Below are 19,590 nucleotides of genomic sequence, written 5' to 3' on the forward strand. Positions count from 1 at the left end.
CCTCTATGAGCGACAAGCAAATTATTTCTACCAATAACGCCCCACAGGCAATTGGCACTTACTCACAAGCCGTTAAAGTCGGCAACACCGTTTATCTTTCAGGCCAAATTCCGCTGATTCCGGAAACCATGGAAATGATTGAAGGCGGCATCACTGAACAGGCGACTCAAGTGTTTAAAAACCTGTCTGCCGTTGCCGAAGCGGCGGGCGGAACCTTGAACGATGCGGCAAAGGTAAATATCTCACTGGTGGACCTGAGCGTGTTCGCCCAGGTGAATGAAGTGATGGCGCAGTTTTTTGCCGAGCCCTATCCCGCCCGTGCCTGCGTGCAAGTCGCCGCCCTGCCACGCAATGCGCTGATTGAAGTTGAAGTGATTCTCAGCCTGTAATTTCAGGCTTTTCCTGCGCTGGCGCAGCCAATATTTGAGTGAAACCCGCTCGATAATTTGGGTATAGCAAGCGATAGCCACTGGCCAGCAAGCGCTGATTTCGACAGCGTTTGCTGCCGGTACGCTGCACCGCCTCACCATTACAGCGGTACGGAACACCGATAAACTCAGCGACCCAAGACTGCACTTCCTGAATACTGGCCGGCTCTGTATCTACGCCGATATAACAGTTTTCAAGCACCGCACCCTGCGCATCCTGCTCAATCAGATAACTGAGAAAGCCCACGCAATCATCCCGATGAATGCGGTTGGTGTAATGCAGAGGCTCCTGCGGCGCACATTCTCCGGTCCGAATTTTATTGAGCATATGCTCTCGTCCCGGCCCATAAATGCCGCCAAAACGAATCAAGCTGTAATTGCAGCCCTGCTCTTGCGCCGCCTCGGCAATGCGCTGTTCGGCTTTAAGAATCGACTGGCCTGAAGCCCGGCTAGGTTCGGTCGCACTGCTCTCATCAATCCATTCATGATCAACCTGATCATAAACCCCGGTACTGGAAACAAAGAAAATGCGCTTGGGTGCCCGAGATAATTTCGCCAAGACCCGCTCAAGCCCCTGCTGAAATACCGCCTCATAACCGCCATCGCCACGCGCGGGAGTCAGCGTAAACAGCACATAATCCGCTGCCAACGGTGGGCACTGCGCCATACTTTGCGCATCGGTTAAATCGGCGGCGATCCCCTCCACTCCGTCAGGCAATTGGCTAATATTTCGGCGCATGGCGCTCACTGCCCAACCCTGCGCCAAGAAATGCTCCGCCACACCTCCCCCGATATCGCCACAGGCAATAATCAATATGCGGTTTTGTTCTGCTTTCATATGCGGCCTTTTACCCCTGTATTAGCTGGGGCATACTCTGCCCTGAACCGGACACTAATCTCAAGCCAACTTTTCAATCAGGTAAGCTCCATTCGATGACCACGCCACTGTCGCCTCCCCAACAACGCCGCATTGTTTCGGTAGATGCTGACCACAATCTCAGCATTGATTCAGAGCCCATGCCAAAACCCGGCGACCATGACGTGCTTATCAACGTCCTCGCCGCCGGAATTAACCGGCCCGATTTAATGCAGCGCTATGGCCTCTATCCCCCTCCCGCCGATGCCAGCCCGATTTTGGGTCTTGAAGTTGCCGGTGAAATTGTCGCCATTGGCAAACAGGTTAGCCGCTGGCAAGTGGGTGACCGGGTATGTGCGCTTACCAATGGCAACGGCTATTGCGATTACAGTCTCGCGCCCGCAGACCAATGCCTGCCGGCACCAGACAACCTCAGCATGGAACAAGCTGCCGCACTCCCCGAGGTCATGTTTACCGTTTGGCACAATGTGTTTCAGCGCGGCGGCTTAAAGACCGGCGAAACCATACTGGTTCACGGCGGCAGCAGCGGCATAGGCACCGCAGCAATTACCCTTGCCAAAGCCATGGGCGCTACCGTTTTCATTACCGCCGGATCAAAGGAGAAGTGCCAAGAGTGTCTCAACATCGGCGCCGATTTAGCGATTAATTACCGCGAACAGGATTTTGTTGAGCAAATCAAAGAGCACACCCACGGCCGTGGCGTTGATGTCATTCTCGATATGGTCGGCGGTGACTATATACAGCGAGATATCGACTGCGCCGCCGCCGATGGCCGCATTGTGTTTATCGCCTTTCAGCAAGGCTTTAAGGCCGAGGTCAACTTTGTCAAAGTGTTGATGAAGCGACTGACCCTTACCGCCTCGACCCTGCGCGCCCAAAGTCCAGCTCAAAAAGCGGGTATTGCGCGGGAATTGGAAGAACAGGTTTGGCCCTTAATTAGGGCCGGGAAAATCAGTCCAATCATCGACTCCGTTTATCCCTTTGAACACATTAGCAAGGCGCACGAACGCATGGAAAGCAGCCAGCATATTGGCAAAATCGTATTGAGCCTGAGTCACCTGTGATCACCGGACAGCAAATTACAATCCATACCAATCTGCCCGAGTAAGCGCGACATCATGGGCGATTATATCGATCAAATCAGCGTAGCCAGCCTCAAGGGGGTTGGCCCGCGCCTGCAGGAAAAACTCGCCCAGCTCGGCATCAATAATGTGCAAGATCTGCTGTTTCACTTGCCCCTGCGCTATCAAGACCGAACCCGCCTATGTCCCATCGGCAGCGTGCAACTTGGTAGCGATGTGGTTATTGAAGGCAAGGTTGTCGCCGCCGATATTGTGTTTGGCCGGCGGCGCAGCTTGGTATGCCGGATTCAGGATGGCACCGGCACCACTACTCTGCGCTTTTTTCATTTTAATGCAGCGCAGAAACAACAACTGGCTCCCGGCACACGTCTGCGCTGTTTTGGCGAAGCCCGCCGAGGCAGCGGCGGCTTGGAGTTTTATCATCCCGAATATCGCGTCCTGCAAGACCATGAAACTGCCGCGATGGAAGAGGCATTAACGCCGATTTACCCATCCACGGAAGGTTTACAGCAAGCCAGTTGGCGCAAACTTTTAGACCAAGCGCTACTCCAGCTAGATCGACACCCCGTTCGCGAATGGCTGAAACCGGAACAACTGCCCCCGGAACTACGCCGCATTAATGCGCTGGGAGATGCCCTTCGCTATCTTCACAATCCACCCGTGGATGCCTCTCTGCAATTAATCCAGCAGCAACGCCACCCCTGCCAGCAGCGCTTAGCTTTTGAAGAATTACTCGCCCACAACCTCGCGCTCCAACAACTTCGCGAACAGGCCCGTGCACTTTCAGCGCCCTGCCTCGATGGCCCGATAAAACTGGAAACGCAATTTCTCGCACAACTGGGCTTTACCCTGACCGGCGCACAGCAACGCGTCGCCAGCGAAATCTCCACTGATTTAAAACGTTATAGCCCAATGTTGAGACTGGTACAGGGCGATGTTGGTAGCGGCAAAACCGCCGTAGCCGCACTAGCGGCACTGCGCGCCGTGGCCAGTGGCTATCAAGTAGCGATAATGGCGCCCACCGAAATTCTGGCAGAGCAGCACTACCAGAATTTTTCTCAGTGGCTTGAACCGCTGGGTATTCAAATCGCTTGGCTCAGCGGCAAACAAAAGGGCAAGGCGCGAGAAAAGCAGCAACAAAGCTTGGCAGAGCACCATGCCCATATTGGCGTTGGCACCCATGCGCTGTTTCAGGATGACGTCGAATTCGCCAAACTAGGTCTGGTTATTATCGATGAACAACATCGCTTTGGTGTTCACCAGCGATTGGCGCTTAAGCAAAAAGCGGAGCAGGGCGTAGGGCAGCCGCACCAGTTAATTATGACGGCCACGCCGATTCCACGCACACTGGCAATGACCGCCTATGCAGATCTGGATACGTCTATCATCGACGAATTGCCGCCGGGGCGCAGCCCGGTCAATACCGTAGTACTGGAAAACACCCGCCGCACTCAGGTGATCGAACGCCTGCGCGCCGTTTGTACCCAGGGTCAGCAAGCCTATTGGGTCTGCACCTTGATTGAAGAGTCAGACAAATTACAGGCCCAGGCTGCGGAAGCGAGCTGGGAGCTGCTGCGCGAGCAACTGCCGGAATTAACGGTTGGCTTGGTTCACGGCCGGCTTAAGCCCCAAGAAAAAGCCGAGATTATGGCCCGCTTTAAAGCCGGCGAAATTCAGCTCTTAGTTGCAACCATCGTAATCGAAGTTGGCGTAGACGTACCCAATGCCAGCTTGATGATTATAGAAAATGCCGAGCGACTCGGTCTGGCACAGTTGCATCAGTTGCGGGGTCGAGTAGGGCGGGGCAGCCTGCAAAGCCATTGCGTTTTAATGTATCAAACGCCGCTGTCGAGAAACGGTCGCGAACGCCTCAGTGTACTGCGCAGCAGCAACGATGGTTTTGTCATTGCCGAGGAAGATTTACGCATTCGCGGCCCCGGCGAAGTCCTTGGCACTCGCCAGACCGGCCTAATGAGCTTTAAAATAGCCGACTTACAGGAACACGACGCCTTGCTGGAGCCAGTACGCGACACGGCGATCAACTTTCTGCATGAACACCCCATTGCGGCCCAAGCCCTGATCGACCGCTGGCTGGCCAACAAAACTCTCTACGCATCTGTGTAATACATGACCGATTTAGCGCTGTGGCAATACTTGGGTATTGGCCTGATTTTTATTTGGAGCGGCTTTGTACGTTCCGGCCTTGGCTTTGGCGGCGCGGTGCTCAGCCTGCCGTTTTTGCTGCTGATCTACAATGAACCGCTGGTATTTCTGCCGCTGATTTCCGTCCACCTGCTGTTCTTTTCCGCCCTGACGATTTACCTGAATAACCGCAAGCGCTTAAGCCTGAATAGCCGCAGAAAGGGCGGGCATGAGGTGCCCGCTGAAAGCACCGTAGATTGGCCCTATCTGCGCAAAATTCTGGCAATTATGATTGTGCCCAAAATGATCGGGGTGTTTGGCCTTATCACTTTACCCCCCACCATACTCAGCCCGATTATTTTCACCATCGTTTCGGTGTACGCCCTCGGCTATATCTTTAACCGTCCATTCCGCAGTAATAGCAAGGTCATCGACACCCTGTTTTTGGTGATGGGCGGCTATATCAGCGGCACCTCACTGATCGGCGCCCCCTTGATTATTGCCGTTGCCAGCCAGCACATTGCCCCGCACCGCCTGCGCGATACCATGTTCGCCCTGTGGTTTATTCTGGTCAGCATCAAGATGGTTGCGTTTATGTGGGTCGGCGTTGATTTACAACTGATTCACCATCTCTGGTTACTGCCATGCGCCGCCATTGGCCACGTTATTGGCCTGCGCGCGCATCAGAAAATGCTGGCAGCAGAAACGCCGGTGTTTTTACGGGTGGTAGGGAGTGTGTTGCTGATTGTTAGCGCGATGGGGATTTGGAGCAATCTAGCCCAGTAAGTCAGGCTGGGCTAATTGTTGAGACCGGCTCAGCGCCGGGAACTGGGTAGCCCGCGGCCTGAAAAAAGCGCTGTAGGCGATGGCCATCTGCAGGCTTATGCAACTGAATATGGCCCTGCAACATATCGCGCAGCTTGCCCAGTAAATTATTGCGATCTGCCGAACCAGTTTTCACCACCCGAATTTTCCACTCGGGCAGCGTGCGATCATCAACGCTATAGTTTGCCACCACGCTGACATCAATCATCCGGCTATCCATATTCAAATGGCGAATAAGCCCGGCAATTTTTTTGTTATCGCCTTCTAGCTGAAGCATAAAAATTTTATCGGCGACAGCAAATGTGCCGGATACCGATTTTTTGTCAGCAAAGTTCCGAATTTCGGTATAGAGGCTGATTATAAAATTTGAGGGTACCGCCGAGCCGCTTCCCGGAGGCAGCAGCATGGTTCCCAAGCAGACCACTCTTTTCATACTAGAATTCCAAATACGCGTTACGACCAAAGTAAACCAATCTGGTCAAAAACCGATCAATTTGTGAATAACACTCAGACTATGCCGCAGGATGGCGCAGCAGGGCATGCGTATTAGTACCCACCCAGCTGAAAAGAGTCAGAATATAGACCCAGTTCTAAGGCCAAGAAGGGCGGTTGCATTTGCCTATCAGCGCCACCACAATAGCAATACAAAGCATATAACTAACGAAAAACTAAGGAGAAAGCGGTGTCTTCGACAATTATTGATGGCGTGGATTACGGCCCTTTATTTGGCCTGCTTGGCATGTGGCGCGGCGATCGTGGTATTGATAAAGCCCCCGAGCCCGATGGCGAAGATGTGAGCCCGTTTTACGAAACCGTTTTCTTTGAAGCCTGCGGCGATGTCGACAATGCCGAAACCCAGGTGCTGGCCGTGGTGCGTTACCACCAGGTCGTACACCGCAAAAGTAACGACAAAGTGTTTCACAATGAAAGCGGCTACTGGAGCTGGGACAAAGACAGCGACCTGATCATGCAGTCGTTCAGCATTCCACGCGGAGTATCGGTGGTCGCGGGCGGCAAGGCTCATATCGATGATAAAGGCCGCACCGTGATTGAAGTTAGCGCCAAAAAAGGCGATGACGAATGGGGCATTGTAGAAGCGCCATTTATGCGCGACAACGCCTCGTCACGCTCTTTTCAAAAGAAGATCATTCTTGACGGTGACAGCATGATCTACAACGAAGCCACGCTGCTGGATATCTATGGACGCGAATACAACCACACCGACGCCAACCGCCTACAGCGCGACCCTCAGTAAATACTCGCTTACTTATTAGCCCTCAGCTGGTGGTGGTTTTATACCATCACCACTTTCCCTAAACGCGCCTCAATCATTTCTTTCAAACTCGCCGCCAGCTCCCGGAAGAAAATCCGGTTTGGTGCCCCGGCACGCCATACCAAGGCATGTTGACGACGAATAGGTAAGCCCTCTACCTCGGTTACCCATAGCGCCTCGGGCTTATGCATCTCCGAGTGGACATATAGACCCGGCAAAAAAGCCGAGCCCATGCCCATTACCACCATTTGTCGCAGCGTATCGAGGCTAGTGCCCTCATAGTCACTGAGTAGTTCAGCTCCAACTCGGCTGCAAATATCCTTTACCTGATGGTGAAAGTGGTGATGTTCCTGCAGGGTCAAAATACGTTCTGCGCGTAATTTACCCGGCGGCACCAAGGGCAATCCCGCCAAGGGATTTTCCGATGACACCACTAACTTTAGCGGTTCGGTAAACAGCGGCTCTACCACCAAATCATCCGAGCTGACCGGCAGCGGCAAAATTGCAAAATCGTAGCTCCCCATCAGCAAATCCCGCTGGATGGCGGTTGGCCCATCCTCGCGAACATAGAGTTTTAACTTCTGATAACGCTGGTGAAGACCGGGCAACACATTGGGCAAAAGATAGGGGCCCACCGTCGGCGGCACGCCCAGCCGATAGGTGATTTGGTGAGTTTCCCCCAACATATCCGCCGCCTCAATGAAGGTGTTCAGCTTCAATAAAACCTGACGGGCGTGGGGCAATAACTCGCGGCCGGCCGGGGAGAGCAGGGTGCCTGAACGGGAGCGCTCAAATAATTGCAGCCCCAGTTTTTCTTCCAACGCGGCAATTTGGGTGGTCAACGCCGGCTGGCTAATACCGAGCTGGTCTGCGGCGCGGCGAAAATTTTCAAGGCTGGCGACCGCCTCAAAATACTGTAATTGCTTGAGACTGATCGCTTCAGATTTAAGGAACATATTTAAAGAACACGGCCTTGGCTCGGGTGACTTGCATGGAATCCTGATAACAAAAAACTATCAGATATTACTATATTTTTCTATATGACTATCAGCAGAAGATACTGACATCAACTTTGGCCCCGTTGCCGTAGATAAATCACCGACCCATCAAAGGAGAGTAGTCATGGATCACGTTATTTCAGGTGTTAGCAAATTTCAGCGCGAAGTCTATCCCGAAAAGAAAGATCGCTTCCAAAAGCTGGCCAAGGGCCAAAACCCCGAAGTGCTGTTCATTACCTGTGCTGACTCGCGCATTGACCCCAGCATGGTGACCCAAACTGAACCCGGTGAACTGTTTATCTGCCGCAATGCGGGCAATATTGTGCCCCCTCACAGCAACTACACCGGCGGCACCACCGCCTCTATCGAGTTTGCGGTAGCGGCACTGGGCGTATCCCATATTGTGGTGTGCGGTCACAGTGATTGCGGCGCCATGAAAGGCGCAATCGCCCCAGAAAATCTGGATGATCTGCCCCATGTTAAAGAGTGGCTCAGCCACAGCCGCGCCGCCCGCGAAGTGGTTAAAGAGCGTCATGGCCATGTCTGCAAAGACCATCTTGATGAAGTCACTAAAGAAAACGTGCTGCTGCAACTTCAACACCTGCGCACCCACCCTGCGGTGGCCGCCAAAATCGCGACCGGCAAAGTGACCCTGCACGGCTGGGTATACAACATCGAAACCGGCGGCATTGATGCATTTAATGCCCAAACTGGTGATTTTTCTCCGCTCGACGAAGAGCAACAAGCCGCTCTGGTGGGCGGATAAACCGTCACACTCAGGAGGAGTAAGACAATGAATTTAGGTTCCTTTCGTGGTGATCTGACCGGCGGTATTACCGCCGGTGTCGTCGCATTGCCACTGGCTTTGGCACTGGGCGTTGCCTCAGGGCTGGGGCCAATGGCCGGTATGTACGGCGCTATTGCTGTCGGCTTTTTTGCTGCGCTGTTCGGCGGCACACCCTCACAAATTTCTGGACCCACCGGCCCCATGGTCGTTGTGCTGGCGGGTCTTTTTGCCAGCCTTTCCGGCGATGTCGGCCTGATTTTTACCGCCGTTATGCTGGCCGGCTTATTGCAAATCGCCTTTGGCTTGCTCGGCGTAGGCCAATATATTCGCCTCGTTCCTTATCCGGTAATTTCCGGCTTTATGAGCGGCATCGGCGCCATCATTATTATTCTGCAGCTCAGCCCGCTGATGGGCCACACCAGCCCGGCTGGTACGCTTGGCGCTTTGGGCTATCTGCCCACCGCACTCACCGATATCAATTTTGTTTCTTTGATATTGGGCCTTGGCACATTGGCCATGGTGTATAGCTGGCCGGCAGCATGGGGCCGTTATATGCCCGCGCCACTGGCTGCATTGATTGTCGGCACCCTTATTTCCACGCTGTTTTTGAGCGTGCCAGTACTGGGCGCAATCCCCACTGGCCTGCCCAGCTTGCACCTGCCGGAGTTTGACCACGGCAATCTGTGGATTGTGGCAGAAGCCGCCGTCATTCTGGCTATTCTCGGTGCTATCGACAGTCTGCTGACCTCGCTGGTAGCCGACAATATGACCCGTACCCGTCACGATTCAAATCGTGAGCTGATCGGTCAGGGTGTGGGTAATACCGTTGCCGGTTTGATCGGCGGTATCGCCGGTGCTGGCGCCACCATGCGCACCGTAGTCAATATCCGCTCCGGCGGCAGTACCCGTATTTCGGGCATGATTCACGCGCTGGTGCTATTAGCCGTTGTTTTGGGCTTGGGTTCGCTGGCCTCTAATATTCCGCTGGCGGTACTGGCAGGTATTCTGGTGAAAGTCGGTGTCGATATTATTGACTGGAGCTACCTGAAACGCGCCCACCAAGGGCCGCGCTGGGATCTGTTGTTGATGGTATTGGTTCTGGTACTAACGGTGTTTGTCGATCTGATCACCGCCGTGGCACTGGGCGTAGTACTGGCTGCACTGGCCTTTATCAAGCAGCTTGCCGCTCTGCAAATCGAGAATCTGAAAAACCTGCCACAGCATTTGGATTCCCCCGAAGAAAAGGCACTGCTGAGCGCCCATCAGGACCGTATCTCATTGTTTGAGTTTGCCGGCCCCCTGAGCTTCGGTGCCGCTGCTGACCTCGGTCACCATGTTCGTGAGCAAAGTGGTAAGGATTCGCGGATTCTAATTCTGAATTTTGAAGACTCACCCTTTGTTGACCTGTCTGCACTGCGCGCCGTAGAGACCATTGCTACCGACGCCAAGAACAGTGGCAAGCAGTTGTACTTTGTGGGGATGCGTCCGGAAGTGAGAACCCTGCTAGAAAATATGAGCGCCGGATTGCCCTGTGACGCGGAATTCGAGACCCGCCTTGAAGCACTGCAAGCGGCGGTAAATCTAATCGACTCAGAAAAGCGTACACACTCAATATCGCCCACTAAGTTGGCCAACAGCCACTGAGGGTGCTCCCCTTCCAACCCGGTGATTCACCGGGTTGAAAATGTGCATCGGTAATACTCTCCCAATGATGCAATTTGCCCGCCTTGTGCGGGCTTTTTTATGCTCGAGATTCGCCGCCCCGCAAGCCGCGAATCAGCGCGTACACCAGCAAGCCCGCCAAGATGCCCGACAAACCCTCGTAGACCAAGTTGTGTAGATCAAACAAACGCCACAGCAAAGAAGTGAGCAGACCTGCGGCGCTCATCAAAATAGCCGTAGCTACCGTGGGTCTTGCACCCAAGATAAGCACCAGCAAGAGCGGCACAAAGCTGCTGGCCAACCCCGACCAAGCCATGACCACCATGCCAAATACACTCTGCGCACTGAGCAATGCCCAGCCCATAGCGAATGCTGTGACCAGCAGTGTTGCGCCTTTAATATAAAGAGGCCGCTCAATTTTTCCCGGTAATAAATCGTGGCTTAGCGCAGCGGAGGAGCTGAGCACCAAGGAATCAGCGGTGGACAAGGTGGCGGCAAAAATTCCCGCCAGAATCAGCCCCACCAAAACCGGCGGCAATAATTCCAGCGCCATCGTTGGCAGTGCAAGTTCAGCATCGAAGCTACCGGTATCGGGCAAATAAACCCGCGACAACAATCCCACCAGCGTCGCCATGCAGTAGAACACGGTAAACCACAGGTAATACCAAATTCGCGCACGCTTCATTTCACCGGAATCACGCAGGGTCATAAAGCGCACCATAATATGCGGTTGACCCGCTACGGAAAATCCGGCAAACAGCCAGCCCAAGGCAAACAGCACTGCGCCGGCAGCGCCGGGCAAGGCCATATCTTCCGGGAACCAATTGAGATAATCAGGCACCGCTGACAATTGTTGATATGCGCCAGACACACCGCCCAGATTGGCTACCGCCACCCAGAGTAAAATAGCCATGGCAACAATCATCACGATCGACTGCGCGGCATCGGTCCATATAGAGGCGCGGATACCTCCCGCGAGACAATACGCCACAACCAGCAGCGCTCCGGCAACCACGCCACTCCACAGCGGCCAGTCGAACAAAACGTGCAAGGCTTTGCTGCCCGCCAATAATTGCGCCGCTGCGTAGGCCAGCAATAAAACAAGACACACCAAGGCGGCCAAGTTTTGATAAAGGCGCATATTTTTGCCGGCCCAGTTTGAAAGCACCCCGATGTAACTGACTTCACCAGTTTCCGTGGTCATTTCCCGCAGGCGACGGTGAACAATATAAGACGCAATAAAATCGCCGCTAATCCAACCGGCCATCACCCAAAAGGCAGAAAGCCCCACGGTGTAGGTGTAACCAATTACACCAATAAACATATAGCCGCTATTATTTGTGGCGACCGCAGACAAACCCACCAGCCAAGCGCTGACGCTATTGCTTGCCAGATAGTAGTCGCGGCTGTGATGGGTGTTGTAGATCACCGAGGCAAGGCCGATCAGTACAAAGAGCAGTAGAAAGCCCAGAAAGCTGACGATGGTGAGCATGGGGCTTCCTTAAATATCGGCGAGTTGGGGATGATCCTTGAGACCGGCGAGTGCCTCGTCGTGCTGAAGTTCTTCACGGTAAGCATCGGACTGCTCGACCGCTAATAGAAAATAGCGCGCCGCCTCATCGAACTTGTTCACAGCCGTCAAAGCGCAAGCCATTTGATAAAGAGCGTGACCATTTTCGGGATCGCGGCCCAAAGCCTGCTGACACAGATTGATCGCCCACTGAGGCTCACCTTGATCCAAAGCGGCATCGGCCTTGTAGGTCAGCGCTTCAATATCCTCTGGGCGCAACTCAAGAATGTGGTCATAAATCAGAATTTTGGCGGCGGGTGTCACTTCCTGACTGGCCCGCAACCACAGTGAATGCAGCTCTTGCGTTAGGCTAATTTCTTCCCGGTTATTTTGAATATGCGCGGTTTCTTTCTTTAGCTGGCTTTCAATAACCCGCAGCCGTTTTTCATATTCATCGACTAGGTCTGCCACTTGAGCATTGGCAACGCTATGCACTTTTTCCTTAATTTCACGCAGCGAGTTCCAGCCAATTAACACCAAAACCGAACTGGCTCCGGCGATCAGATAAAAGAAATACGTCACCGTATCGGTGGCATAACTAACGGCTTTATCCGCCGCCGCCAGCTCTCGATCAACCACTTCCTCGGCGAGCTCACGATGCTTGCGCTCTAAGTCCATGCGCAGCGTTTTCACCTCATCGAGTAAATAACGCTCGATAAAAGGGGAGTACAGCGGGGCATCGAGCTGCTCGATATGCTGTTCTAGTGCTTTATCTTGCTGCTCAGTAACCGAGGCGGCATCACTTTGCGCAAGGCTGATTTGCGAAAAAAACAGCGACAATAACGCTGCCAGCAGCGAAACTCTTAAGCTACGCATATCGCTTCACCGTGGTCGTGCACTTCCACCAAACAGGAATGCAGGCTGGCTACGGCTTGCTCATAGTCTTTTTCATCGATAACAAACTGCATATCCACCTGGCGCATAGACTGGTGCATGGCCAATACACTGATATTGGCGCTAGCCAGCGCCGAGACGGTTTTCGCCAAAATGCCCGGCACTTGCATATCACTGCCGATAGCCGATACCACTGCGACTTTGCGAGTGCTGACTTCCGCGCCCGGAAACTCTTGTTTTACCGCGCTAACAATCCGCTTTACGGTTTTAAGATTGGCGCCCAGATAATGGGTGATGGTGTTGGCGTTGATATCTTTAGTGATCACGTTGCTTTTAAAACGCTGGATCGCCGCCAGAATTTTCTGCTCGTACTGCCACAGTGAGCCGACCATATCTTGATCGAAAACTTCCAGCGCATAGACCTGCTTGCGACCGGCAATAATTTCCACGCAGGGCTGTTCGCTGCGGTAATCACCATCAATCAAGGTGCCGCCGTGTTCTGGCTCAAAGGTATTTTTTACGCGCAGAGGAATCTCTTGCTGGCGCAAGCCTTTAGCCGCACGGGGGTGGATCGCCTCCATTCCCAAGTTGGCAAGCTGGTCAGCCACATCGTAATTGGTGCGCCCAATAGGCACGACTTTGTTTTCGCCAACAAGGCGCGGGTCGGCACTGCTCAGGTGATATTCCTTGTGGATGACCGCTTCAGATGCCTTGCTAATCACCGCAATACGGCTAAAGGTCATCTCGCTATAACCGCGATCAAAGGTCGCCATTAAGCCTTCCTGACAGTGGGCATAGCCAGTCACGATCGGCAGCACTTTGTCGAGATTGATACCCGCCAGCTCTTGGGCGATATGTTCATCAAGCGGCAAGGTTAATTCCGATTTCCAACCGGACAAATCAACGAACTGGGCTTGAATACCATCGCGTCGCAACAGCTTGGCGGTATTCCAAGCGCTGTGCGCCTCACCGATACTGGCCAGCATTTCTCTAACGGTGAGCAGATGATCTTCCAATCCGAAGTGACCGTGCTGGCAAAGTTTGTGCAAGTTTTCCATGCAGCGCTCAGCCTCGAACAGTCGCCCCTCAATATAGGCGTTTGCTTCATCAAGTTCAGCGCCCTGGGCAAACAGCTCTTCGTTAATCTGGCGCAGGGTATTGCCCACAGCGCTTAGCGCTGCGCGCCAATTTTCTTCATTGGTGTCATCGGCAAAATGCCCATACACACCGGGCTGGCCATTGCGTTTATTCTCCAACAGTAAGTCGGTAACGCCGCCGTAAGCGGAGACCACAAAAATGCGGCCATAGGGACTGCCACCTTGGGCACCCGCCAGAATAATATTGTCGCGCACGGCGGTGTAATCGCTCATCGAAGTGCCACCGATTTTTTCCACACTGTGCTGGGTCAGTGCAGAAAATTCATTTTCCTTCTGGGTATTCATATTTCCTCCAATCCAATTCGATTTTCTGATTTTGTTTGGATTGAGTTATTCGGTATCGACGGGATAAACGCCATTTTCATCGTGAACTTCTTTGCCAGACAGCGGCGGATTAAACACGCAGGCCATTTTCATGTCCTTGCTGCCACCGCGCAGCAGATGCTTGTCGTGTTTATCCAAGATGTAGAGCGTGCCCGCTTCGATGGGGTATACCTTGCCATCGGCGAGGGTTTCAATTTCGCCATCGCCTTCCATGCAATACACCGATTCCAGATGATTTTGGTAATGAATCAGGGTCTCGGTCCCGGCGTAAATAGTGGTGATGTGAAATGAAAATCCCATATTGTCGTCTTTCAACAACATGCGGACGCTCTTCCAGTTACCATTTTCAGCGGTAACGGAACGCTCGGAGTTTTCACAATCTTTTAGTGTTCTAACAATCATAAGAATCCCTACCGCAACCCCTTATCATTTTGGAACGCGGTTTTTAATTTCATTTAAAGTACAAGACGCCTTGCTAAATACGCTTTTTATTTACGGAGCGGCTTATGAAGCATTGCTCAGCTTTTCAGCCATCACTTCTTTTACTGCTTCAGAGACAATATTCAGTCCGCGCTCAAGCGCCTCTATGGAAATGGTTAGCGGACAAAAACATTTAACGACTTGGCCGCGATTACCACAGGTTTCAATAACCAATCCACGCTCAAAACAGGCTGCTACCACCGCATCGGCAATCTCGCCGCTCTGCATTACAAGGCCCTGCATCATGCCGCGACCGCGAGTATTGATTTTGGTAACGCCATAGCGGTCAGAGACCTTTTTAAAATGAGCGCTGACCAGGGCAGATTTCTCGGCAATTTCCTTGGCGAAAGCATCGTCCTTCCAGAAATGACGAATAGCTGCGGTCGCGGTAACAAAGGCATGGTTATTGCCACGGAAAGTCCCGTTGTGTTCACCGGGGCTCCATACATCCAACTCCGGTTTCAGCAACACAATGGCGAAGGGCAGTCCAAAACCGCTCAAGGATTTCGACATGGTGATAATGTCGGGCTTGATGCCCGCCTGCTCAAAACTAAAGAAGCTACCAGTGCGACCACAGCCCGCTTGAATATCGTCAATAATCAGCAGAATCTCATGCTGGCGACAGATTTTTTCCAGACCGCGCAGCCAGTCGGCGTTGGCGACATTCAAGCCACCTTCGCCCTGTACGGTTTCCACAATCATGGCAGCGGGGAGATCAACACCCGACGACGGATCAGTAATCAGCTTTTCAATCATCTTCAAGCTGTCGATATCACGACCGTGGTAACCACAGAACGGCATTCGAGTAACATCACCCAGCGCCACACCGGCACCACCGCGATGGTGCGAGTTACCGGTTGCTGACACCGCGCCTAGGGTTACCCCGTGGAAGCCATTGGTGAAGGAAATAATATTATTGCGACCGGTCACTTTACGGGCCAGCTTCAGCGCCGCTTCTACCGCATTGGTGCCAGTCGGGCCGGTGAATTGGAAGGTGTATTCCATATTGCGCGGCTTGAGAATGTGCTGATTGAACGCTTCCAAAAACTCCGCCTTGGCCGCGGTATGCATGTCCAAGCCGTGAGTAATGCCATCACGCATGATGTAATCCACCAGCGCTTCTTTCAAAACCGGATGGTTGTGGCCATAGTTAAGGGTGCCGGCACCGGCCAGAAAATCGATGTACTGACGACCTTCGCGGTCATACAGGTATTCACCTTGCGCTTTGTCAAAGGTCGTGGGGAATGAGCGTGCGTAACACTGCACTTCGGATTCAAGCTGGTCAAAAATAGTCATACTGTTTCCTCCCTTGTCGGGTTGGTGATGTCTTTATTTTCAGATTTTGATTAATCAATCGGCCCTAAAAAGGGCCGATCCGTAATAATTCTTCGCTGTCGTGCTGCCCCGCGAAGTGGGTGTCTTTTTCAAACCACACCTCGTGATTCAGCTCAGTTTCTCGATCCCGAGCAAAACTCCTAAACAAGGCCCACGAGGCCTCGTTATCGGGCGTAATGGTGGTTTCCATATAGCGCACCGCCACACAGGCCGGACGCTCCACCAAAAAGTGCAGCATTCTTTTTGCCAATCCACGGCCACGCTGGCTGCTATCCACAACCACTTGCCAAACAAACACCGTGTCCGGCTTTTGCGGCGGGATATAGCCGGAAATAAACCCCACCAGTTGACCGTCTTCCTCTACCGCCACAGCGGTGTCGGCAAAATGGCTGCATTGCAACAAATTGCAGTACACCGAGTTGGGATCCAACGGCGGACTGGCGGCGACTAATTGATTAAGGGCATGTCCGTCTTCAGCGCTCGGCGCCCGAAAACGTAGAGGGGGAAGCGCTTCGTAAAGTGCTTTTTTTTGATTCAACACAATTAATTTGTGTTCATTGCAAAGCCATCGTTAAACGCAGCCAATAAATCGCAGCGCAACACCCTTTATGGGCTAAATATTGATCAGTTTTTGACTCAATATCGGCTTTTGAACCCAAATCCTCCTTGGATTTATGCTTAATTAAAATAACTAGATACTTTGAACACGAAGCATTATATCGAAATTTCGCTGTAAATTTCAAGAAACGGCATTGACAACGCTACAATTTACTGATGGAAAACAGCGGCAAAGCCCATACAATGGGCCCTCCAACACCGCTCGCGGTTTTTCCATTGCGTTATAGAAATAGGGCGAATTAGAGATGGATCGCATAGAAGAAGTTTTGATCGCCCTGCGCAGGGTCACCCGGGCCATTGATTTGCACTCAAAGCATTTAATGAAAACGGCCGGCCTGACCGCGCCACAAATGCTGATTCTGCAAAGCCTGCGCGACCACGGCGACGAGATCATCAGCAATATCGCCAATCGGGTAAACCTCAGCCAAGCCACCGTCACCAGCATTATTGATCGCCTGGAAAAACGTGGCTTAGTCGTGCGCGAGCGCTCCAAAGAAGACAAGCGCAAAGTGTTTGCCTGCTTAACCGAGTCGGGCGCCGAGCTGATTCGCAACGCCCCAACGCCACTGCAAGATTATTTTGTGCGCCAATTTCGCGACTTGCAGGAGTGGGAACAGATGCAACTCATTAGCTCGCTGCAGCGGGTTGCACAAATGATGGACGCGCAACATATCGACGCCGCACCGCTGCTCGATGTTGGCGCCATTGACCGACAGGCCGACGGCGATAATCCCCAGTTTGGTTTTAACGCGGAATCTGCGAAGTCCGACTAATCCGACCCGCGCAATCTCACGTACACTGCCGATAAACAGAAAGATTATTGGTACTGCAGTGAGCCAACACGAAACTCCACCCGCCGCTATTCAAATTGGCATTAGCGCCTGTCTGCTAGGCGATTTAGTTCGCTACGATGGCGGCCATAAGCGCTTCCCTTTTGCCACTGACGAACTATCTCGCCACTTTGAATTTATTCGCGTATGCCCAGAGCAGGCAATTGGCTTGGGGGTGCCGCGCCCAACCATTCAGCTAGTCGGCGATCCAGACCAACCTCGCGTACAAGGCAGTAAAGACAAAAACATTGATGTTACCGATGCGCTCGCCGAGTTTGGTCGCAAAACGGCAGCTCAGCTTTCTTATATCAGTGGCTATATTTTCTGCGCCAAGTCACCGAGTTGCGGCATGGAGCGCGTGCCGGTTTACGCCGACAACGGCCACAGCTTGGGCAAAGTAGGAGTAGGCGCCTTTGCCAGGCAGATCATGGAGCACAACCCGTTACTGCCGGTTGAAGAAAATGGCCGCCTAAACGATGTGCTGCTGAGAGAGAATTTTGTGCTGCGGGTAATGGCCTATTCGCGCTGGCAGCAATTACAAATAGAAGGGATTAGTACAAAGGGTCTGCAGGACTTTCATCGCCGTCATAAATTTTTACTATTGGCCCACAATCAAACGATTTATCGCCAACTCGGCCCCTTGGTGGCAGACGCACACCAAGATATTGAGCAGGCCGCCCAACAATATATAACGCAATTTATGACCGCCCTCGCCAAACCCGCCCGGCCCGGCGATCACTGCAATGCCATGCAGCATATACAGGGTTTTTTACGGGAACATATCAGCAGCGAAGATCGCCAACAGTTGCGTCGCATGATTGATGACTACGCCGCCGGGCAACTACCACTGCTTGCGCCACTGGAAATGCTGCACGTGATGTTGCAGAAATATCGGGTAGATTATTTGCTGGATCAGTATTACCTCAATCCCTATCCCAAAGACCTGCGCCTGCGAGTGGCTTTATGAGTGCATCGACCGATACCGGCTTGGTTTGGTTTCGCCACGATCTCCGTGTACTCGACCACCCAGCCCTTACCGCCGCAACCCAGAATCATTCCTCGGTAAGGGCGATTTATCTGCTCTGCCCGCAACAGCTTGATGAGCACATTATTGCGCCTATTCGCCGCCAGTATTTGCGCCTTGCGCTAGACGAGCTGTCTCGCAATTTAGCCGCGCTGGGCATTCCATTAGACATTGTCGATGCCGGCCACTTTTCAAAGGTACCCACCACATTAGCAACTTACTGCCAACAGCACGATATTGCCCAGGTCTATGCCCATAGAGAATTTCTGGTCGATGAGATGCAGCGAGACCTGCGCTGCAGCGAACAAAATATTCCCTTAACGTTACTTAGCGACGCGCTGATTTTGCCCGAGCAGGCGCTCAAGCCTGATGGCAAACCCTATCAAGTGTTTACGCCGTTCTCGAAGCGCTGTCGGCAGTGGCTGGCTCAGCATTTTCCACAGTGCTTGCCCAAGCCCTATGTAAAAGCCGACAAGCTCATACTCAAACCCAGCGTCTGCCCAGTATTTGGCGAAGAGCGAGACGCCGGCGACTGGCCAGTGAAAGAAAGCGCTGTGTTAGATGCCATGCGCCAATTCTGCCGCGAGCGAGCGCACCGTTATAAAGAGGAACGCGATTTTCCCGACTTGGCCGGCACCTCAAAACTGTCGCCGGCATTGGCATTGGGTTTAGTAAGTGCTAGGCAATGTTTAGCGCGACTGCAAATGGAAGCCGGCGAGGAAATCTGGGATGCAAAAACCGGCGCCGGCTGCTGGTTTAATGAATTATTGTGGCGTGAGTTCTATCGCCATATCGCCTTTCATTTTCCCCGCATTGTGCGTGGGCACGCCTTTCAGACCCATACCGACCAACTGCGCTGGCAGGGTAGCGATACCGATTTTGCCGCATGGTGTGAGGGGCGCACCGGCTTTCCTATTGTTGACGCCGCCATGCGACAGCTCAAACAAACCGGCTGGATGCACAATCGCCTGCGCATGATTGTGGCATCCTTTCTCTGCAAAGATTTGCATTTGGATTGGCGACGCGGCGAGGCGTATTTTTTGTCTACCTTAATCGACGCCGATTTCGCCTCTAATAATGGCGGCTGGCAGTGGGCCGCTTCAACGGGCACTGACGCTGCTCCGTATTTCCGCATATTCAATCCCACCAGTCAGAGCCAGCGTTTTGATCCCAACGGGAACTTTATCCGCCGCTTCTTGCCTGAGCTTGCTCATTGCTCCGACAAAGACATCCACGCTCCGATGCCGCAGGCAAACTACCCGGCACCTAGGATCGACCACGCCCAGGCCAGAGAAATTAGCTTGAGCATGTTTGCCGAGCTAAAAGCCAGCTAAGCACCGGAAG

At 52.9% G+C, this 19,590-nt stretch carries 19 protein-coding genes; 10 read left to right on the forward strand and 9 right to left on the reverse strand.

What is annotated here, in order from left to right:
* The first annotated feature begins 5 nt into the window (after window positions 1-5).
* Window positions 6-389 (forward strand): RidA family protein, encoded by a 384-nt coding sequence (locus IB286_RS00800; RefSeq protein ID WP_190761762.1) that lies wholly within the window; start codon window positions 6-8, stop codon window positions 387-389.
* Here the strand turns inward: IB286_RS00800 and IB286_RS00805 are convergent.
* Complete coding sequence (locus tag IB286_RS00805; RefSeq protein ID WP_190761763.1) at window positions 379-1,266, reverse strand: SDR family oxidoreductase; 888 nt, start codon at window positions 1,264-1,266, stop codon at window positions 379-381. The two genes, IB286_RS00800 and IB286_RS00805, sit on opposite strands and share 11 nt — an antisense overlap.
* Window positions 1,267-1,361: 95 nt before the next feature.
* Between IB286_RS00805 and IB286_RS00810 the strand changes: the two genes are divergently transcribed.
* From IB286_RS00810 to IB286_RS00820, 3 genes are read left to right on the forward strand one after another with little or no spacing between them, the layout of a single operon-like run.
* Window positions 1,362-2,369, forward strand: a complete 1,008-nt coding sequence (locus IB286_RS00810) for an NAD(P)H-quinone oxidoreductase (RefSeq protein ID WP_190761764.1) — start codon at window positions 1,362-1,364, stop codon at window positions 2,367-2,369.
* Between the two features lie 54 nt (window positions 2,370-2,423).
* Window positions 2,424-4,511 (forward strand): ATP-dependent DNA helicase RecG, encoded by a 2,088-nt coding sequence (gene recG, locus IB286_RS00815; protein ID WP_190761765.1) that lies wholly within the window; start codon window positions 2,424-2,426, stop codon window positions 4,509-4,511.
* Window positions 4,512-4,514: 3 nt separating this feature from the next.
* Window positions 4,515-5,315 carry a sulfite exporter TauE/SafE family protein gene (locus tag IB286_RS00820; RefSeq protein WP_190761766.1) on the forward strand — a complete coding sequence of 267 codons (801 nt, stop codon included), beginning with the start codon at window positions 4,515-4,517 and terminating at the stop codon, window positions 5,313-5,315.
* A gap of 1 nt (window position 5,316) precedes the next feature.
* On the opposite strand, the gene IB286_RS00825 is transcribed toward IB286_RS00820, so the two are convergent.
* Entirely contained in the window at window positions 5,317-5,787 is a 471-nt protein-coding gene (locus IB286_RS00825; protein WP_190761767.1) for a BLUF domain-containing protein, read from the reverse strand.
* A 249-nt stretch (window positions 5,788-6,036) separates the two neighbouring features.
* Here IB286_RS00825 and IB286_RS00830 point away from each other — a divergent pair, with 249 nt between their 5' ends.
* Window positions 6,037-6,609, forward strand: coding sequence for a heme-binding beta-barrel domain-containing protein (locus tag IB286_RS00830; RefSeq protein WP_190761768.1), 573 nt, complete (start codon window positions 6,037-6,039; stop codon window positions 6,607-6,609).
* Window positions 6,610-6,647: 38 nt separating this feature from the next.
* Here the strand turns inward: IB286_RS00830 and IB286_RS00835 are convergent, their stop codons facing one another.
* The gene (locus tag IB286_RS00835) at window positions 6,648-7,583 is read right to left on the reverse strand and encodes a hydrogen peroxide-inducible genes activator (protein ID WP_190761769.1); all 936 of its coding nucleotides are present in this window, start codon (window positions 7,581-7,583) and stop codon (window positions 6,648-6,650) included.
* A 166-nt stretch (window positions 7,584-7,749) separates the two neighbouring features.
* On the opposite strand from IB286_RS00835, the gene IB286_RS00840 reads away from it, so the two are divergent.
* Together IB286_RS00840 and IB286_RS00845 are read left to right on the forward strand one after the other, a co-directional pair.
* Window positions 7,750-8,391 (forward strand): carbonic anhydrase, encoded by a 642-nt coding sequence (locus IB286_RS00840; protein WP_190761770.1) that lies wholly within the window; start codon window positions 7,750-7,752, stop codon window positions 8,389-8,391.
* 27 nt (window positions 8,392-8,418) lie between these two features.
* Complete coding sequence (locus tag IB286_RS00845; protein ID WP_190761771.1) at window positions 8,419-10,056, forward strand: SulP family inorganic anion transporter; 1,638 nt, start codon at window positions 8,419-8,421, stop codon at window positions 10,054-10,056.
* 97 nt (window positions 10,057-10,153) lie between these two features.
* Here the strand turns inward: IB286_RS00845 and IB286_RS00850 are convergent, their stop codons facing one another.
* From IB286_RS00850 to ectA, 6 genes are all read right to left on the reverse strand, one after another.
* Window positions 10,154-11,566 (reverse strand): sodium/proline symporter, encoded by a 1,413-nt coding sequence (locus IB286_RS00850; protein ID WP_190761772.1) that lies wholly within the window; start codon window positions 11,564-11,566, stop codon window positions 10,154-10,156.
* Between the two features lie 9 nt (window positions 11,567-11,575).
* Window positions 11,576-12,460 carry a tetratricopeptide repeat protein gene (locus IB286_RS00855; RefSeq protein ID WP_190761773.1) on the reverse strand — a complete coding sequence of 295 codons (885 nt, stop codon included), beginning with the start codon at window positions 12,458-12,460 and terminating at the stop codon, window positions 11,576-11,578.
* Complete coding sequence (locus tag IB286_RS00860; protein ID WP_223826033.1) at window positions 12,448-13,920, reverse strand: aspartate kinase; 1,473 nt, start codon at window positions 13,918-13,920, stop codon at window positions 12,448-12,450. The genes IB286_RS00855 and IB286_RS00860 overlap by 13 nt, the downstream gene beginning before the upstream one ends.
* A gap of 45 nt (window positions 13,921-13,965) precedes the next feature.
* Window positions 13,966-14,361 (reverse strand): ectoine synthase, encoded by a 396-nt coding sequence (locus IB286_RS00865; RefSeq protein WP_190761774.1) that lies wholly within the window; start codon window positions 14,359-14,361, stop codon window positions 13,966-13,968.
* Between the two features lie 102 nt (window positions 14,362-14,463).
* Window positions 14,464-15,735, reverse strand: coding sequence for a diaminobutyrate--2-oxoglutarate transaminase (gene ectB / locus IB286_RS00870; protein WP_190761775.1), 1,272 nt, complete (start codon window positions 15,733-15,735; stop codon window positions 14,464-14,466).
* 64 nt (window positions 15,736-15,799) lie between these two features.
* A complete protein-coding gene (gene ectA, locus IB286_RS00875) occupies window positions 15,800-16,312 on the reverse strand; it encodes a diaminobutyrate acetyltransferase (RefSeq protein WP_190762658.1) in 513 nt (170 codons plus the stop codon).
* 325 nt (window positions 16,313-16,637) lie between these two features.
* Between ectA and IB286_RS00880 the strand changes: the two genes are divergently transcribed.
* The 3 genes from IB286_RS00880 to phrB are packed head-to-tail and all read left to right on the forward strand — an operon-like array spanning window position 16,638 to window position 19,580.
* Complete coding sequence (locus tag IB286_RS00880; RefSeq protein ID WP_190761776.1) at window positions 16,638-17,165, forward strand: MarR family winged helix-turn-helix transcriptional regulator; 528 nt, start codon at window positions 16,638-16,640, stop codon at window positions 17,163-17,165.
* A 58-nt stretch (window positions 17,166-17,223) separates the two neighbouring features.
* Window positions 17,224-18,189, forward strand: a complete 966-nt coding sequence (locus IB286_RS00885) for a YbgA family protein (RefSeq protein ID WP_317889674.1) — start codon at window positions 17,224-17,226, stop codon at window positions 18,187-18,189.
* Window positions 18,186-19,580, forward strand: coding sequence for a deoxyribodipyrimidine photo-lyase (phrB, locus tag IB286_RS00890; protein WP_190761778.1), 1,395 nt, complete (start codon window positions 18,186-18,188; stop codon window positions 19,578-19,580). The genes IB286_RS00885 and phrB overlap by 4 nt, the downstream gene beginning before the upstream one ends.
* Window positions 19,581-19,590: the final 10 nt, after the last annotated feature.

This window comes from Spongiibacter pelagi (assembly GCF_014705705.1).
In the GTDB taxonomy this organism is placed as follows: Bacteria; Pseudomonadota; Gammaproteobacteria; order Pseudomonadales; family Spongiibacteraceae; genus Spongiibacter; species Spongiibacter pelagi.

What these genes read in the sequence shown, in the direction of transcription:
- IB286_RS00800 (WP_190761762.1), top strand. Translation starts at nt 6, where the DNA reads ATGAGCGACAAGCAAATTATTTCTACCAATAACGCCCCACAGGCAATT.
- IB286_RS00805 (WP_190761763.1), bottom strand. Translation starts at nt 1,266, where the DNA reads ATGAAAGCAGAACAAAACCGCATATTGATTATTGCCTGTGGCGATATC.
- IB286_RS00810 (WP_190761764.1), top strand. Translation starts at nt 1,362, where the DNA reads ATGACCACGCCACTGTCGCCTCCCCAACAACGCCGCATTGTTTCGGTA.
- recG (WP_190761765.1), top strand. Translation starts at nt 2,424, where the DNA reads ATGGGCGATTATATCGATCAAATCAGCGTAGCCAGCCTCAAGGGGGTT.
- IB286_RS00820 (WP_190761766.1), top strand. Translation starts at nt 4,515, where the DNA reads ATGACCGATTTAGCGCTGTGGCAATACTTGGGTATTGGCCTGATTTTT.
- IB286_RS00825 (WP_190761767.1), bottom strand. Translation starts at nt 5,787, where the DNA reads ATGAAAAGAGTGGTCTGCTTGGGAACCATGCTGCTGCCTCCGGGAAGC.
- IB286_RS00835 (WP_190761769.1), bottom strand. Translation starts at nt 7,583, where the DNA reads ATGTTCCTTAAATCTGAAGCGATCAGTCTCAAGCAATTACAGTATTTT.
- IB286_RS00840 (WP_190761770.1), top strand. Translation starts at nt 7,750, where the DNA reads ATGGATCACGTTATTTCAGGTGTTAGCAAATTTCAGCGCGAAGTCTAT.
- IB286_RS00845 (WP_190761771.1), top strand. Translation starts at nt 8,419, where the DNA reads ATGAATTTAGGTTCCTTTCGTGGTGATCTGACCGGCGGTATTACCGCC.
- IB286_RS00850 (WP_190761772.1), bottom strand. Translation starts at nt 11,566, where the DNA reads ATGCTCACCATCGTCAGCTTTCTGGGCTTTCTACTGCTCTTTGTACTG.
- IB286_RS00855 (WP_190761773.1), bottom strand. Translation starts at nt 12,460, where the DNA reads ATGCGTAGCTTAAGAGTTTCGCTGCTGGCAGCGTTATTGTCGCTGTTT.
- IB286_RS00860 (WP_223826033.1), bottom strand. Translation starts at nt 13,920, where the DNA reads ATGAATACCCAGAAGGAAAATGAATTTTCTGCACTGACCCAGCACAGT.
- IB286_RS00865 (WP_190761774.1), bottom strand. Translation starts at nt 14,361, where the DNA reads ATGATTGTTAGAACACTAAAAGATTGTGAAAACTCCGAGCGTTCCGTT.
- ectB (WP_190761775.1), bottom strand. Translation starts at nt 15,735, where the DNA reads ATGACTATTTTTGACCAGCTTGAATCCGAAGTGCAGTGTTACGCACGC.
- IB286_RS00880 (WP_190761776.1), top strand. Translation starts at nt 16,638, where the DNA reads ATGGATCGCATAGAAGAAGTTTTGATCGCCCTGCGCAGGGTCACCCGG.
- phrB (WP_190761778.1), top strand. Translation starts at nt 18,186, where the DNA reads ATGAGTGCATCGACCGATACCGGCTTGGTTTGGTTTCGCCACGATCTC.